The organism is Solibaculum intestinale (assembly GCF_040096205.1).
Classification (GTDB): Bacteria; Bacillota; Clostridia; order Oscillospirales; family Acutalibacteraceae; genus Solibaculum_A; species Solibaculum_A intestinale.
In genome coordinates, this window is sequence record NZ_JBBMFD010000012.1 from 30,333 (window position 1) to 44,966 (window position 14,634).

A 14,634-nucleotide genomic window follows, 5' to 3' on the forward strand; every position below is an offset into this window, starting at 1 on the left:
ATAAAGTGAAAAGTGTACATATAAGGAGATGCATGTCGTGAAAAAGATTCTGGTTGAAACCTCTGCCCGCCATGTTCATCTGTCCGCCGCCGACCTGGCGACGCTGTTTGGCGAGGGCGCGCAGCTTACCGTTAAGAAGATGCTGTCCCAGCCGGGCCAGTTTGCCTGTGAAGAGCGGGTAACGGTGGTCGGCCCAAAAAAGGAGCTTAAGAACGTTTCCATCCTAGGCCCGGTGCGTCCCAGCTCCCAGGTGGAAATTTCGCTGACCGACGCCCGTTCCATCGGTATTGCCGCTCCGGTGCGCGAGTCCGGTGATATCGAAGGCACCCCGGGATGTAAAATTGTCGGTCCCTGCGGCGAAGTGGAGATCCCTTGCGGCGTCATAGCTGCCAAGCGCCATATTCACATGACTCCGGCCGATGCCCAGGAATTCGGCGTAGAGGATAAGCAGATCGTCGGGGTAAAGATCACCTCCGCGGAACGAAGCCTGACGTTTGGCGACGTGGTGGTGCGTGTCAGCCCGAAGTTCGCTCTGGCGATGCACATTGACACGGATGAATCCAATGCGGCCGGCTGCACCGGTAACATGGAAGGCGAAATCATCAAATAAGTCGTTGTCCGAATTCGATGCGCTGCGGCAGTCGAAAAGGGTTGCCGCAGCGTTTTTTTACCTCGATCATTCGAGCCAAAACAAGCAGAAAATCAGTTTTATGATTTTTTTCGAAAAACCCGCAAAAATCTCTTGACAGCGTTCCAACTTCACGGTATAATAAGCAACGTTGCATGAAAAGCAAGTACAAACCAACCTTGTTTTACCGGAAAAGTACTAGTTTTTCGGATGCAATTGCCCAGTAAGATGGCCCGGTAGTTCAGCTGGTTAGAACGCTAGCCTGTCACGCTAGAGGTCGACGGTTCGAGCCCGTTCCGGGTCGCCAATGCTGATATAGCTCAGGCGGTAGAGCGCATCCTTGGTAAGGATGAGGTCTCCAGTTCGAATCTGGATATCAGCTCCAGAAAAGCCCTGTAATCGAAAGATTGCAGGGCTTTTTGCTTAGGCCTTAAAAGGCGGCTGGAGAGTATGAACCTTCAGCCGCCTTAGTTAAAATTTCAGTTTGGGGATATGATGTTCAGACAATAAAATGCATTCCGTTTTTTCTCTCATTTTCCCAGATTATTTGTAATTTTTGCGCCTTCGGTCAATGAAGAACACACTTTTCACAAGGACCTAGCCCCTTTTGCAATGCCTGTGTCAGCGTACAAGGATAATACTTGCCGTTTCCACACGGATTTTCGTAATGATATTTTTTACCTGTCCTGGTGTAATACACAGTGATAGAATCGTTTGGATTTGGTTGTGCTGCTGCCGAAGAAGCTGGAGGCGTTTCCTTCTGGGCTTCTGTTGGTGCAGGCGCGGAGGAGGCTTTAGGTGCAGAAGAAGATTTGGGAGCTGACGACGAAGCAGTGCGGCTCTCCACGGGTGGATTTGACGACACCGTTGTAGACGACAATACAGGAACTTCCCTTGATGCGGTAGTAGCCTTTGAGGCTACCGAAGATGAACTTGATAAGTCTGAATTTGAAGAAAGCGAGGAATTTAATCGTATATTCGAGACTTGGCTTGACGAGTCTCCACTATTTGAGCAGCCAGCAAAAACAGACAGACATAGTAAGATTGACAACAAGGCACATGCTAATCTTTTCATTTTACATCCTCCCACTGTTGACAATATTCGCCAACAAATTATAATAATTGTGGGAGGTGAATATTTTTCACACGAATCCTCTCATCATTAGTCACTCGGCTCTGGTACAGCTGGGTGGCTTTTTTTATTTTCTATTTTTATGTGTTGCCTAATACGTGCAGAGAAGCTGGTATATGGTGTGTTCTAATGGGCACTTGTGCAGATACAAAACTCCGTCATTTTCTCTGCGCGAAGCGCAGGACGTAGCTGTAGGAGATCATATTGCATAGTTCCCTTCAGCTACGTCCCTTACTTTTGATCGCTCATCTATGACCGGTTGCAGCAAACTGCCGTGTAGCTCTTGGCGTCGGATTCTGGAAAAGAGCATTGCGTTATCCGGCCTGCCGCTCTCCGAAAGTTTTGACAGCGCCTTCTTCCCGGCAGCCGGACCAGTTGAGGCGGTAAGTTACAGCACCACGCCGTCCTTAAAAATGGAAATTTCCCGAAAGCCGTTTTCCTCCGCCCGGGTTTGCGTACCGCTTGCGACCTTGAGAACAAAGTCCAGCAGCCGGTCTGCGGCGCTATTTAGGCTTTCCCCCTGGGCTACGGTACCGGCGTTAAAATCGATCCAGCCGGGCTTCTTTTCAAACAGGGCGGTATTGGTGGAAATCTTCACCGTGGGCGCAGGCGCGCCGAAGGGCGTGCCTCTGCCGGTTGTGAATAAAATCAGATGTGCTCCTGCGGCGGTAAGGTCGGTGGCGCTCACTAAGTCGTTGCCCGGGCCGCTGAGAAGATTGAGCCCTTTTTTCGTCACTGCCTGGCCGTATTCCAGCACGTCCACAATCTGGGCGCTGCCTCCCTTTTGTACGCAGCCGCACGATTTATCCTCCAGGGTGGTGATGCCGCCGGCCTTGTTGCCGGGGCTGGGGTTTTCGTAAACCACCTGCCCGTGGCTGGTGAAATAGTTCTTGAAGCTTTGAATCATGGCCACCGCTTTGGCAAAAACCGTTTCATCGGCACAGCGGTCGAACAGGATGGACTCGGCGCCGAACATCTCGGGTACCTCAGTGAGCACCGTAGACCCTCCCAGGGCAATCAGCCGGTCGGAAAAGCGTCCCACTGTGGGGTTGGCGGTGATGCCGGAAAGCCCGTCCGACCCTCCGCACTTCATTCCCACCACCAGTTCTCCCGCAGGGATGGCCTCCCGGGTAAAGGTCTTAACATAGTCGGCCAGCTCCTCCAAAAGAGCTGCACCGGCCTGCATTTCGTCCTCCACGTCCTGGCAGGTAAGGAATTTGACCCGACGGTCGTCCCAAGTACCAAGCTCGGTTTGAAATTGCTCCATGGTTAAATTCTCGCAGCCAAGCCCCAGTACCAGCACGCCCCCGGCGTTGGGATGGCGGGTAAGTGCCGCCAGAAGCCGTCGCGTCTGTGCGTGGTCGTCTCCCATCTGGCTGCACCCGAAGGGATGGGGGAAGGTATAGAGTCCCTCCACGCTGCCGGAAACCAGGTGCTGGTTTTCCCGAACCAGCCGCTGGGCAATGGAATTGACGCATCCGACGGTGGGAAGAATCCAGATTTCGTTGCGGATGGCGCACCGGCCGTCCGCCCTGCGAAACCCCTGGAAGGTCCGGGGAGATACCGGAGGCAGCGCAAAGGCCTTGTGGCGGTACACATAGTCGCCTTCTTCCGAAAGGCCGGTGCGCACATTGTGGGTGTGCACCCACTCGCCCGGTGCGATCTGGGCCTTGGCAAGGCCGATGACGCAGCCATATTTTCGTATGGGTTCTCCAGCCGAAAGGGCAATGAGTGCGATTTTATGGCCTCTCTGGATGTCCTGCAAAGCCGTTACACACACGCCGTCCTCCAGCGTTATCGTTTCTCCCTTTGCGATGGGCTCCATCGCCACCGCTACGTTGTCAAGCGGGTGAATCCGGATGGCTTTCATGCAAGACACTCCTCCATTGCCTGGTACATGCCTACGGCCTTTATGCGCATGAGCGCCTGGGCCACGGCATCCTCAAATCCGGGAAGCGCCGCCAACTGGGGCCCCCACATCCGCTCGTTGTTCACCACTGCCCGGGCAATGTCCGCTTCGTCGTCATTGCGATGGTCATAGTAAAAGTCCAGCACCCACGGATCGTCCTTAATTTCGTAAGTGTTTTCTCCCCGTTTGCCGACGAGGCAGTTTTCTCCCTTCTCCTTCCCGTTGTGATAGAAGGCGACGTAGGCCGCGAAGGAGAAGGTCAGGCACTTGGGCAGACTGCCGGTGCGCTGCACATACTCCACCAGACTCGGCATAACCCGGGCTTTCCACTTGGAGGTGGAATTGAGGGAGATGGAAAGCAAGCTGTGGTCGATATACGGGTTTTGGAACCGTTCGGTAACGGCGGCGGCAAAATCGGTAAGCTCGTTTTTGGGCAGGTCGAGGGTGGGGATGATTTCGTCATAAATGGCTTTGTTCATAAAGCCGTGGATCACCGGGTCCTCCATGCAGGAACGCACAATGTCCTGCCCCGCCAGATAGGCGCCCAGCACCATCGAGGTATGCGCGCCGTTTAAAATGCGAACCTTGCGCTGCTTATAGGGCGTATGGTCGTCCACCACCAAAATGGGCAGCTTCGCCTTCTCAAAGGGCAGCTCGTCCTTGATGGACTGGGGCCCCTCGATCACCCACAGGCCGAACACTTCGCCGGTATCCAGCAGATTGTCCTGATAGCCCAGCTCCTGGCAGATATCCGCCGCCTCGCTGCGGGGATACCCGGTGACGATGCGGTCCACCAGAGTGGAGCAGAAGGTATTCTCTGTTTCCACCCACTTGGCGAACGGCTCTCCCAGCTCCCACAGGTCCACATACTGCTTGACGCATTTTTTCAGCTCCTCGCCGTTATGGTCGATGAGCTCGCAGGAAAGGATGATAAACCCGGGAAGCCCCAGTTTGAACCGCTCGTAGAGAAACGCGGTCAGCTTGCCCGGAAAGCTGGACGGCGGCGCGTCGTCCGCCTTGCAGGCGGGGTCGAACACAATGCCCGCCTCGGTGGTGTTGGACACCAGAAAGCGCAAATCCGGGTTTTTGGCGCAGTCGAGCACGGCTTTGTATTCCTCATAGGGATTGAGGCAGCGGGACACGCAGGAAATGACCCGTTTGCGGTTGACCGCCTCTTTGTTTTCCCGGCCCCGCAGGAACAGGGTATAAAGCCCCTCCTGGTCGTTGATGAGCTTCGCTAGACCCGGCGCAATGGGCTGGACCAGCACCACTTTGCCGTCAAAGCCTGCTTTTTCGTTCATCTGGTCGATAAAGCAGTCCACAAAAGCCCGCAGGAAATTTCCCTCGCCGAACTGCAGCACCCGTTCGGGCGCGTCCTTGAGCAGATAGCCGTCGTAACCCTGGTCCTTTAGCGTTTGGTAATTGAGCAGATTCATGTTATTCGCCTCACGATTTTGATTGATTCCCCCAAAACGGCCCCGGCAAAGGGCTCGCCCAACGGGAAGAAAAAAGAATCCAATTTATCTTGCCGGCGGGGCGCAAAGCAGCGCCCGCCCGTCCTGTTTACAGGTGAAAATAGCGCACCGCGTTTTGATAGCACACGCCTTCCACAATCCGCTTGAGCGCCCGCTCGTCGTTGGGATATTCCCCGTTTTCCACCCAGCCGCCCAGCAGGTTGCACAAGATGCGGCGGAAATACTCAAAGCGGGGATAGGAGAGGAAGGAACGGGAATCGGTGAGCATCCCCACGAAATTACCCAGCAGGCTTAAGTTTGCCAATGATTTCATCTGCTGTTCCATGCCCTCCTTGTGGTCGTTGAACCACCAGGCGGAACCGTGCTGAATTTTGCCGGGCACATCGGTGCCTTGGAACGCGCCCAGCATGGTGTCCAGCAACGCGTCCTCGTTGGGGTTGAGGCTGTAGAGGATGGTGCGGGGCAGCTCGTCAGTTTGTTCCAGCGCGTCCAGGAACGCGTAAAGGGCAGGAGCGCAACTGATGGCGTTCATGCAGTCAAACCCGGTATCCGGCCCCATCTGCCCAAACATCCGGGTGTTGGTGTTGCGGATGGCGTTGTAATGAATCTGCATGACCACGTCTAACCGATGGTAAGCCTTCGCCAGGCAAAGGAGAATCGTGGTCTGATAGCCCTCCGTTTCTTCGACGGTGAGGGCCTCTCCGCGCAGCGCCTTTTGGTAGGCGGCGTCGGCCTCCTCCATGGAGCAGGGGCGGTACATCACATAGTCAAGCCCGTGGTCGCTGGCCCGGCAACCTCTCTTTTGAAAGAATTCCAGCCGTTCCACCAGCGCGCCGCACACCTCTTCCACGCTGGCAAGACGTTCCTTGCCCACGCTTTTCGCCAGCTCCTTTACATAGGCGGTAAAGCCGGGCTTATGGATATTGATCGCCTTGTCCGGGCGGAAGGAGGGGCAGACCTGAAAGGATATGGTGGGGTCCGCCGCGATTTTTTCATGCCACTCCAGAGAATCCACCGGGTCGTCGGTGGTGCCGATGAACGCCACGTTCGCCTTCTTTATGATGCCGCGCACCGTAAGGTCGGGGTCGTGGCGCAGCTTGTCGTTGCACAGGTCCCAGACCTCCTTGGCGGTATCCAGGCTCAAATGCCCTTCATACCCGAAGAAACGGCGCAGTTCCAGGTTGCACCAGTGGTACATGGGATTACCGACGGCCAGCTCCAGCGCTTCTACAAACTTTAAAAACCGCTGGTAGCCGTCCTGTTCCCCGGACACATAGTCCTCACTGACCCCGTTGGAGCGCATGACGCGCCATTTGTAATGGTCCCCGAAATAGGAGCCGTCAGCCTGCTTTCCGCCCAGCCATACCTGAGCCAGATCGTCAAACCGCCGGTCCTCGTAAATCTCCCTGGGAGAAATGTGGCAATGGTAATCCACGATCGGCATTTTGGCTGCGTAATCGTGGTACAGATGCCTGGCTGTTTCGCTTTCCAAAAGGAAGTCCTGATCCATAAAACTCTTCATGTCTGCTGCCGCGCGTTTTTGGCGCGCGCTCCTTTCTCAGTGAAAAATGGGAGAATCGCTGCAGGGTGCGTATGCGGCTTGTCCCGGCCCGGCCGTCCGCCGCATACGCGGAGAAACAATGCCCGCATATCCTTTTCGCCGCCCCGGTAAAAACCCACGGCTCACAGGGGCCTTTTCCGGCTTCATTATAGCAGTGCCGCCTTTTAATTACAAGGGTGAGACCAGACGAATGAGAAGGGGAGAGTGCGGTGAATTTTATCGAAAAGTGCATCGGCCGTCCGCCTTGATTCAGCGATTGTCGTAAGCGTCGTTTTCTTCCCTGCGCGCGCCGCAAACGGAAACGCTCGTGTTTTTAAACGTAATATTTTGTGTGTAATTGATGATCCCCAGTTCCTCACACCAGATGTCCACGTTTTCAAAGATCAGCCCTTTGATGGGCATATCCGCAAATCCTTCCATATGGAAGGCGCGGCTGATCCCCTTATAATCCGGTTCATTGTGAGATTTCACGTTACAAATCCGGATATTGCTCACCTGGGTGTTGGGTACCTGAGAGGGGATCTGCTCCAAAAGCTTTTTCCAGTGATCGGGAATTTCCCCTGTGTATCCTTCCGGCAGCGTACACACGCTGTAGCCCGGGTTCCAGTCCAGCACGAAGTGAAACGGATATTTTACATTGACCATCTCCAGCCCGTCCACCAAAACGTCCCGGATGTACCCTTTCCTCACCCGGGAGGACTTGATGCGGAATCCGCAGTCCGTGCCGTGGTACTTGAGGTTTCTCAGGGTAATGTTATAGATACCGCCGGACAGTTCGCTTCCCAGCGTCACGCCGAAGCCGGAGCGAATCTCGCAGTTTTGCACCGTAATGTCGTGGCAGGGACGATTGACCCGGTATCCGTCCGCGTCCCGGCCGGACTTGATGCAGATGCTGTCGTCGTTGCAGGAGGTCACGCAGTTTTCCACCAGCACATGCGCGCAGGAATCAATGTCGATGCCGTCGGTGCTGGGGCTTTGTATGCCGCAGTCGGCAATTTGTACCCCGTCGATGTGCACGTGGCTGCTGTATACCACGTGCACGTTCCAAAAGCCGGACCGGGAAGAGGTAAAATCCCGCAGCGTCACATTTTTCGAATCGTATACCACCACGTTGCGCATCCGCATGCAGTCGTAGTCCGCCGCCCAGCGCAGGCCCTTGGCGTCGTATTCCTTGCGGTAGCCGCCCTTCATGTCTGCTCCCCAGTATTTGTTCCACCAGTACTCACCCTGGCCGTCGATGGTTCCTTTGCCGCTGACGGTCACGTCCTCCTGCTGGTTGCAGTTGAGAATGCCCGGATACCAGTCCATGTCCACTCCCGCCACCCGGGTAGGAATCAGCGGAATTTGGGTTTCGTCCGTGGTGCCCAGCAAGACGGCGCCCTCCTCGAAACGAAGCTCCATGTGGCTTTTTAAAAACAACGGGGCCGTCAGGTAGACGCCCTTTTCCAAAAGCGCCACGCCGCCCGCCTTCGCCGCTTCGTCGAAAAGCGACTGAAGCTCGTTTGTCACCAGGCGTTTCCCAGAGGTGTCGATTGCGCGGTCGGAAGATTTGAAAATTGGTTTCATGAGTGTGTGTAAGAAGCCTGCCGGAAGGCGGCTTCTTCCTTTGCTCCTTTCCATCGCTTACTTTTCGCCCTGTGCGGCCGGTACATTCCTCATACCGATCATGATGCTGTTGAGACCGCAGACATGGCCGATGACAATACTACCCGCTTTTTCCGGCGCAGTCAACGTTGTATTTTTGATTTCTTCCGTCACGTGAAAGATTTTATTCTTGCAAATTCCCTCGGTAAGCCGGCAATCGTGTGTATGGGCGCAGTGATTTCCTGCTCCGCTTCTTTTCGTCAATGCGGAAAGCTTTGCATCGAAGGCTTTGAAAAGCAAAAGGCCGGGGCAACAGACGCGTCCGTTGCCCCGGCCTTTTATTCCCGACCCCACCCGTCTACCGCAGGCGGTTTGCCGTTTTGCCCGCTGCTTTTGGAGCCGGGGATTATGTTTTGAAGTATTCCGAAAAGTCCCGGCGGATGACGTCGATGTTTTCCGTATACCGTTGCATGTGCTTAGTCGCAATGCTTTCGGCCAGCGCTTCATCCCGATGCTCAATGGCACGGACAAGCTCTTCGTGGTCCTGCATGATATTCCTCATCGGTTTACACCGGAAGCTCAGCACTGTCGTGCGGTCGAAATGGGGCGCTACGCTTTCCACCAGTTCATACCAATAGCTTCTTTGGCACTTTTGATAGAGAATCCGGTGAAATTCCTTGTCTAGCTGAAAAATCTTATCCTCCTGTTTTCGGCTGATGTAAAGCTTCCATACCGCTACGTTTTCCCAAAGACAGTCGATGTCCGCCTGGTTGAGCTGCCGGCAGGCTATTTTTGCGAGTTCGGTTTCCAGCACGCTGCGCAGGTGGCGCACCTCTTCTACAATTTTTGCGTCGATATACGAAACATAAGTCCCGATTTTTGGGAGGATGGTGATGAGCTTTCTCTGAGCCAGCTCCAGCTCCGCCTCCCGAAAGGGGGTGCGGCTGACCTGGAGAAGCCTGCATAGCTCCTGTTCCCGAATTTGCGCGCCCGGCTCCAACTGGATGTTGACAATGTTGTAAAGCAGTACACGCGTCACATAATTGCGTGCCGACTCGTGCGGCTGCCTATCTAAAATCGAAAGCATGGTATGCCGCCCTCCTCTCTTCTGGAAATAAATTCATTATAAAAGAAAGCGGCGAAATTTACAAGTCTTGTTCTCCCGCTGCCTTTGGCACATCCCGGCCGGTTTCCCATTACCTCTGCTCCGCCTCGATGGCACAATCGGCGCACCCTTCGAGAATTTCCCGGCGTCGGATGGTTTCCTTCATGGAACCGTCGAGGACAAAGCGCCCCTTCACGGTCAGCCCCTGCACCTGCCTTGCGTACAGGCAGGGAATCTCGTGGGGATATACGTCACGGACAGACGGCTGCTCGTCGAACACGTCCGGCTTATGCTTGCTCTGCTGCTTCCAGGTGATGTTTACCTCTTCCAGACGGATGTTTTCAATGGGCGAATACTCTTCGCCACCCAGAAAGATACAAGATTCCGCCGTCAGCGTCAAATGGTCAAAGGTAAGGTTGCGGATTTTGCCCGGTAGGCGGTCCACGCCGGCTCGTTTGGTGGCGGAGAGGAAAATGGGCTCACCCTTGCCCCACCAGAGCGGCGCGCCCTTGCACATGGCGCCGTCGGCATAGCGCAGGGTGTTGCCGGTGACATGGTGCACATGGATGTTTTCCACCGTTCCCCCGTCGCGCACCCAGATGCCTACCGCCCGGTTGGAATCCTGGACCCGGCAGTGTTTCAGCTCGATGTTGCGGATGTCGCCCCAAGTCTCGGTTCCGATTTTTAATGCGGAGTCCCGGGAGTGGAGCACGCAGTCCTCAATGAGAATGTCCTCGCAGTTGCCGTACTTTTCCCACATGGGCTTGGTCGCCTTGACCACGATGGCGTCGTCGCCTCCGCGCACGTTGCAGCCGCGCACCACCACGTCTTTGCAGCAGTCCGGATCAATGCCGTCGTTGTTGGCGCCCCGGACGTTGTTGTCGATTGTGACGTTTTCCACCAGCACGTGCCTGCAGCCGGCCATGTGCAGCGTCCAAAAGGCCGCGTCGTAAAAGGTCACGTCCCTCACCGTCAGGTGCTCCACGTCCTCCAAAAAGGTGGTTCTGGGGCGAAAGCTTTTGACCATCAGCGGACACTCGTGATACCCGTTGTCCGCATTGGCGTCATAGAACACCTCCCGGCCCTGGCCGTCAATGGTGCCCGGCCCGGCGATGGTGATGTTCGTTTCGTGCATGGCAAACAGAAAGCATCCGCCTTCCCAGCCTGTGGCCTGATTGTCGTCGTCGAATTCCTTTGCGAAATCAATGGTATCCTGTGGGTTGAGGCTGGAGACCAGCACCGCGCCCTCATCCAGATAAAGCTCTACCTGGGACTTTAAGCGCAGAGAACCGGACAAAAACCTTCCCGCCGGAACCACCACTCTTCCTCCGGTTTTAGCGCACGCATCGATGGCGGCCTGTATCTGCTTTTGGCAGTTGGATGTTCCGTCCGGGACCGCTCCAAACGTCAGAATGTTGTAATCCATTGTCTGTCTCCTTTTTGTTTGGCTTTTTCCCCAGTATAACATCCTTCCTCCGCGAGCACTAGACTCTTTTATAAAATTCTTGCGCTGACTCCCGGAGGCGCCTTGCGAATGAATTCTCCCGGAAAGAATCTCTCTGAATAGGAAGAACGAAGTGCGATTTTCGAAAAGGTAGAACAGCGAGAAGGTGTTTCTGTGAAAATCGCTCTTTTGCGGACAAGCAAAAGCGCCCGCCGCCCAGCGTAAAAAGAAAAAGGCCCATTGTCATCCACCAACTTATCGTACGGCTGTCACTGGGTACAAAACTGGTTGGAAGAGGGGAAGGTTGTTGGGCTCTTTGGCGCAAGACAGCCGGTTGAAATTTTGCCCCGCCGCGCCTATAATAAAAGAAACGTGTGGCGACATTAAGAGGGGTTTGAGGGATGCAATGAAAGGGTGGATCAAGGAAAAACTGCATGCCAATTTGTTGGATTACAAGGTGTTCTTAAAGTGGATTTTGTTTGCCTGTCTGATTGGCCTGCTGGTGGGCGGGATCGGGACCTTGTTTCACTATAGCATCGGCTGGGCAACCGTGCTGCGCAAGGAGCAGCCGTGGCTTCTCTGGCTGCTGCCGGTAGCGGGAATCGCCATTGTCCTGCTCTATAAGGTTTGCGGGATCGACGAGGACAAGGGCACCAACCTGGTGCTGCTGGCGGTGCGCGCCAACGAGAAAATCTCCGCGCGCATGGCGCCGCTGGTTTTCATCGCCACGGTGCTGACCCATTTGTGCGGTGGTTCCTCCGGACGGGAAGGCGCGGCGCTGCAAATCGGCGGCAGCATCTCGTCGAAAATCGGCCGCCTGCTCCGGTTTGACGAAAAGGACGAGCGGATTATGACCATGTGCGGCATGAGCGCGGCCTTCGCGGCCCTGTTCGGCACGCCGCTGACCGCCGCTATTTTTGCCATGGAGGTGGTCAGCGTTGGGGTGATGTACTATTCTGCCATCGTCCCTTGTATCCTGTCGGCCGTGATCGGCTTTGCGGTGGCGGATTTTTTTGGGGTGGAGCCCGAGCGGTACCAGCTGGTGGGCATTCCCCGGCTCGACGTGCTGCCGGTTTTACAGATCATACTGCTGGGGGTACTGTGCGCGGTTTTGAGCATGCTTTTCTGCAAAGTCACCAAAGGGACGGGCAGCCTTTACCGGCGGTTCCTGCCCAATCCGCTTTTGCGCATCGCCGTGGGCGGCGCTTTGGTGGTGGGGCTTACTTACCTGGTGGGAAGCTTTGACTACAACGGAGCTGGGATGGACGTCATCGATGAAGCCCTCTTTGGCCGGGCAAACCCGGAGGCCTTCGCGCTGAAAATCCTATTCACCGCCATCACGCTGGGCGCCGGGTTCAAGGGCGGCGAGATCGTCCCCACCTTCTTTGTGGGTGCTACCTTCGGCAACACCATGGGCCGCCTCATCGGCCTCAATCCTTCCTTTGGGGCGGGAATCGGGCTGATCTCCCTGTTTTGCGGCGTGACCAACTGCCCGCTTACCTCGCTGATTATGAGCATCGAGCTTTTCGGGAAGGACGGGATGCTCTTTTTCGCCATTGTCTGCGCGGTCAGCTATATGCTTTCAGGCTATCACGGTCTATACAGTGAGCAGAAGATCGTGTATTCGAAGATCAAGCCTGAGTTTATCGACAAAAAGTCCGAATAACCGCTTTGAACTGGGAGAAAGGTAGAGTGGCGGCGAATTGTCCTACTTTTTCTATAGCATGAGTGAAAATTTGTACAAATTGGGGCTTGGTTTCTTTCCAAAAGACAGGCGATTGTACGAAACCCCGCAGGATCCTGGACAAGCGCTTGAATGTGGCGGCAATATGCCATATAATAGATAAGTAAGGGAGTAAGCACAGCGGTGAAGGTTTCTTTGCCCCGTGCGTCCTGTGTGCAAACGGCCGGTTTTTCCGCCTATGTGGGAGAAATCTGCGGCCCTCGCTGTTTTGCTGTCTATCCAAAACATCATTATTAGGAGGTTTTTCATCATGGAACTCAAAAATTTCTCTCTGGAAGGTAAGATCGCCCTGGTTACCGGCGCTTCCTACGGCATCGGTTTCGCCATTGCCTGCGGTATGGCCAAGTGCGGCGCGACCATCTGCTTTAACGACATCAAGCAAGAGCTGGTGGATAAGGGAATCGCCGCTTACAAAGAGGCCGGCATCGAGGCCCACGGCTATGTGTGCGACGTCACCGACGAGGATGCCGTCAATGCGCTGGTCGCCACCATTGAGAAGGAAGTCGGCGTGATCGACATTCTGGTCAACAACGCCGGTATCATCAAGCGCATTCCCATGTGCGAGATGACCGCCGCTCAGTTCCGCCAGGTGATCGACGTGGACCTGAACGCTCCCTTCATTGTTTCCAAGGCCGTTATCCCCTCCATGATCAAGAAGGGCCACGGCAAGATCATCAACATCTGCTCCATGATGAGCGAGCTGGGCCGCGAGACCGTTTCCGCATACGCGGCGGCTAAGGGCGGCCTGAAGATGCTCACTAAGAACATCTGCTCCGAGTACGGCGAGTACAACATTCAGTGCAACGGCATCGGCCCGGGTTACATCGAGACTCCCCAGACCGCTCCGCTGCGTGAGAGACAGCCCGACGGCAGCCGTCATCCCTTCGACCAGTTCATCGTCTCCAAGACTCCGGCCGCCCGCTGGGGCACCACGGAAGACCTGGTCGGCCCGGCCGTCTTCCTGGCTTCCGATGCGTCCGACTTTGTCAACGGCCACATCCTTTATGTGGACGGCGGTATCCTCGCCTACATCGGCAAGCAGCCCCAATAAGTTTGTTTTCCAGAAAAAGCTCCCCTTACGGTACGCCGCAAGGGGAGCTTTTTTATAGATGATAATGGTATCTGCTGAATAAATAGCAAAGCGTTATTGGATTTTTTTATGCTCCTTAATCTTCTTTATCAGTGCTAAACCGTCCGCTCCTTCAAATTTTAAAGCAAAACACAGATTGCTGTTGAGCAAGTATTCCAAATCCATATATGTATAGTTGCATCCTGGGCGTACTCCTATATTGCTTCCCCATGCGCATTCTCTCAAAGAGCCTTCCCATTCGTCCGTAAGAGAGTATAGTTTGGATTTGAATTGCGAATTATACAACAGCACTTGTACAAAAACCTCATCTCCGCTGATCGAATAACGAAGCATTCTGTAGATAACAGCTTCGTGATCAATCAGGTATCGTGCAGCATCGTCCGTAATAGACCAATAGGCGAATCCCTTTTTGTATTCCAGATGATATTTCTTAAAGAGGTCCACGGAAAGCAGCTTCTGTATAAACTTAAGGCTTTCTCTAAGACCGCTTTTTATGTGCCCAGATAGACCTGTTAACTTCCCGCTTTCATGGAACAAATGATAATACTTGACTCGTTCGATTGTCGTGGTATGATTGTCAAATCCAACAAATTCGGTTCCCTTGTGCGCATCAAAAAAAGCATGCATATCATCCTGATTTTTTAGTGGAAAAGTGGACCCGGTAAGAAAATGGTAGTATTGATATGGCCCGTTTTGTACGGCGGCCTTCAGCAGTTTCAACGTGCAATCCACTTGAGAATATCCCGCCCACTGGACGTTGTTTCTTGGTATGAAATAAAGGTTGCTTTTTTGGGGAAGGTATATATTGGAGTCGATGGAAGATTTCGCGTCTATATGCAGATAGATATCATTTCTTACGTCATCAATTGCTTCCAATAAAAGGACCAATAGATCAGGACGGTGATGAGCCATGATCAGATAAGCATGACGATTATCAGCCATTTTTGTAATTCCTCCTGGGT

At 54.3% G+C, this 14,634-nt stretch carries 12 protein-coding genes and 2 tRNA genes; 7 read left to right on the forward strand and 7 right to left on the reverse strand.

The features are described from left to right. Nucleotides 1-28: 28 nt before the first annotated feature. The 4 genes from pduL to WMO26_RS08060 all read left to right on the forward strand — a co-directional run bounded on the left by pduL (nucleotide 29) and on the right by WMO26_RS08060 (nucleotide 1,794). Nucleotides 29-610, forward strand: a complete 582-nt coding sequence (gene pduL, locus WMO26_RS08045) for a phosphate propanoyltransferase (protein ID WP_349219456.1) — start codon at nucleotides 29-31, stop codon at nucleotides 608-610. 248 nt (nucleotides 611-858) lie between these two features. Further along, nucleotides 859-935, forward strand: a tRNA-Asp gene (locus WMO26_RS08050). A 2-nt stretch (nucleotides 936-937) separates the two neighbouring features. Next, a tRNA-Thr gene (locus WMO26_RS08055) sits at nucleotides 938-1,013 on the forward strand. A gap of 316 nt (nucleotides 1,014-1,329) precedes the next feature. Next, nucleotides 1,330-1,794: a hypothetical protein gene (locus WMO26_RS08060; RefSeq protein ID WP_349219458.1), complete on the forward strand. Its 465-nt coding sequence runs from the start codon at nucleotides 1,330-1,332 to the stop codon at nucleotides 1,792-1,794. 354 nt (nucleotides 1,795-2,148) lie between these two features. On the opposite strand, the gene WMO26_RS08065 is transcribed toward WMO26_RS08060, so the two are convergent. The 4 genes from WMO26_RS08065 to WMO26_RS08080 form a co-directional block, all read right to left on the reverse strand. Beyond that, nucleotides 2,149-3,630, reverse strand: coding sequence for a UxaA family hydrolase (locus WMO26_RS08065; protein ID WP_349219460.1), 1,482 nt, complete (start codon nucleotides 3,628-3,630; stop codon nucleotides 2,149-2,151). Continuing rightward, nucleotides 3,627-5,105: a tagaturonate reductase gene (locus tag WMO26_RS08070; RefSeq protein ID WP_349219462.1), complete on the reverse strand. Its 1,479-nt coding sequence runs from the start codon at nucleotides 5,103-5,105 to the stop codon at nucleotides 3,627-3,629. Before WMO26_RS08070 ends, WMO26_RS08065 begins: the two co-directional genes overlap by 4 nt. Nucleotides 5,106-5,232: 127 nt before the next feature. Continuing rightward, nucleotides 5,233-6,666, reverse strand: a complete 1,434-nt coding sequence (gene uxaC, locus WMO26_RS08075; protein WP_349219464.1) for a glucuronate isomerase — start codon at nucleotides 6,664-6,666, stop codon at nucleotides 5,233-5,235. A gap of 288 nt (nucleotides 6,667-6,954) precedes the next feature. Then, nucleotides 6,955-8,214 (reverse strand): glycoside hydrolase family 28 protein, encoded by a 1,260-nt coding sequence (locus WMO26_RS08080; protein WP_349219466.1) that lies wholly within the window; start codon nucleotides 8,212-8,214, stop codon nucleotides 6,955-6,957. Between the two features lie 180 nt (nucleotides 8,215-8,394). On the opposite strand from WMO26_RS08080, the gene WMO26_RS08085 reads away from it, so the two are divergent. Next, nucleotides 8,395-8,706, forward strand: a complete 312-nt coding sequence (locus WMO26_RS08085) for a hypothetical protein (protein ID WP_349219468.1) — start codon at nucleotides 8,395-8,397, stop codon at nucleotides 8,704-8,706. On the opposite strand, the gene WMO26_RS08090 is transcribed toward WMO26_RS08085, so the two are convergent. Together WMO26_RS08090 and WMO26_RS08095 are read right to left on the reverse strand one after the other, a co-directional pair. Next, nucleotides 8,696-9,376 carry a GntR family transcriptional regulator gene (locus tag WMO26_RS08090; protein WP_349219470.1) on the reverse strand — a complete coding sequence of 227 codons (681 nt, stop codon included), beginning with the start codon at nucleotides 9,374-9,376 and terminating at the stop codon, nucleotides 8,696-8,698. The genes WMO26_RS08085 and WMO26_RS08090 overlap by 11 nt on opposite strands. Nucleotides 9,377-9,485: 109 nt before the next feature. Further along, nucleotides 9,486-10,820 carry a glycoside hydrolase family 28 protein gene (locus WMO26_RS08095; RefSeq protein ID WP_349219472.1) on the reverse strand — a complete coding sequence of 445 codons (1,335 nt, stop codon included), beginning with the start codon at nucleotides 10,818-10,820 and terminating at the stop codon, nucleotides 9,486-9,488. 424 nt (nucleotides 10,821-11,244) lie between these two features. On the opposite strand from WMO26_RS08095, the gene WMO26_RS08100 reads away from it, so the two are divergent. Both WMO26_RS08100 and WMO26_RS08105 read left to right on the forward strand, forming a co-directional pair. Continuing rightward, nucleotides 11,245-12,504, forward strand: a complete 1,260-nt coding sequence (locus tag WMO26_RS08100; protein ID WP_349219474.1) for a chloride channel protein — start codon at nucleotides 11,245-11,247, stop codon at nucleotides 12,502-12,504. Nucleotides 12,505-12,832: 328 nt separating this feature from the next. Then, the gene (locus WMO26_RS08105) at nucleotides 12,833-13,633 is read left to right on the forward strand and encodes a gluconate 5-dehydrogenase (protein WP_349219476.1); all 801 of its coding nucleotides are present in this window, start codon (nucleotides 12,833-12,835) and stop codon (nucleotides 13,631-13,633) included. A 93-nt stretch (nucleotides 13,634-13,726) separates the two neighbouring features. On the opposite strand, the gene WMO26_RS08110 is transcribed toward WMO26_RS08105, so the two are convergent. Beyond that, on the reverse strand, nucleotides 13,727-14,614 hold the full coding sequence (locus tag WMO26_RS08110) for a beta-1,6-N-acetylglucosaminyltransferase (protein ID WP_349219478.1): 888 nt from the start codon (nucleotides 14,612-14,614) through the stop codon (nucleotides 13,727-13,729). Nucleotides 14,615-14,634 lie beyond the last annotated feature (20 nt).

What these genes read in the sequence shown, in the direction of transcription:
- WMO26_RS08085 (WP_349219468.1), top strand. Translation starts at nt 8,395, where the DNA reads ATGGCCGATGACAATACTACCCGCTTTTTCCGGCGCAGTCAACGTTGT.
- WMO26_RS08065 (WP_349219460.1), bottom strand. Translation starts at nt 3,630, where the DNA reads ATGAAAGCCATCCGGATTCACCCGCTTGACAACGTAGCGGTGGCGATG.
- uxaC (WP_349219464.1), bottom strand. Translation starts at nt 6,666, where the DNA reads ATGAAGAGTTTTATGGATCAGGACTTCCTTTTGGAAAGCGAAACAGCC.
- WMO26_RS08110 (WP_349219478.1), bottom strand. Translation starts at nt 14,614, where the DNA reads ATGGCTGATAATCGTCATGCTTATCTGATCATGGCTCATCACCGTCCT.
- WMO26_RS08105 (WP_349219476.1), top strand. Translation starts at nt 12,833, where the DNA reads ATGGAACTCAAAAATTTCTCTCTGGAAGGTAAGATCGCCCTGGTTACC.
- WMO26_RS08100 (WP_349219474.1), top strand. Translation starts at nt 11,245, where the DNA reads ATGAAAGGGTGGATCAAGGAAAAACTGCATGCCAATTTGTTGGATTAC.
- pduL (WP_349219456.1), top strand. Translation starts at nt 29, where the DNA reads ATGCATGTCGTGAAAAAGATTCTGGTTGAAACCTCTGCCCGCCATGTT.
- WMO26_RS08070 (WP_349219462.1), bottom strand. Translation starts at nt 5,105, where the DNA reads ATGAATCTGCTCAATTACCAAACGCTAAAGGACCAGGGTTACGACGGC.
- WMO26_RS08090 (WP_349219470.1), bottom strand. Translation starts at nt 9,376, where the DNA reads ATGCTTTCGATTTTAGATAGGCAGCCGCACGAGTCGGCACGCAATTAT.
- WMO26_RS08095 (WP_349219472.1), bottom strand. Translation starts at nt 10,820, where the DNA reads ATGGATTACAACATTCTGACGTTTGGAGCGGTCCCGGACGGAACATCC.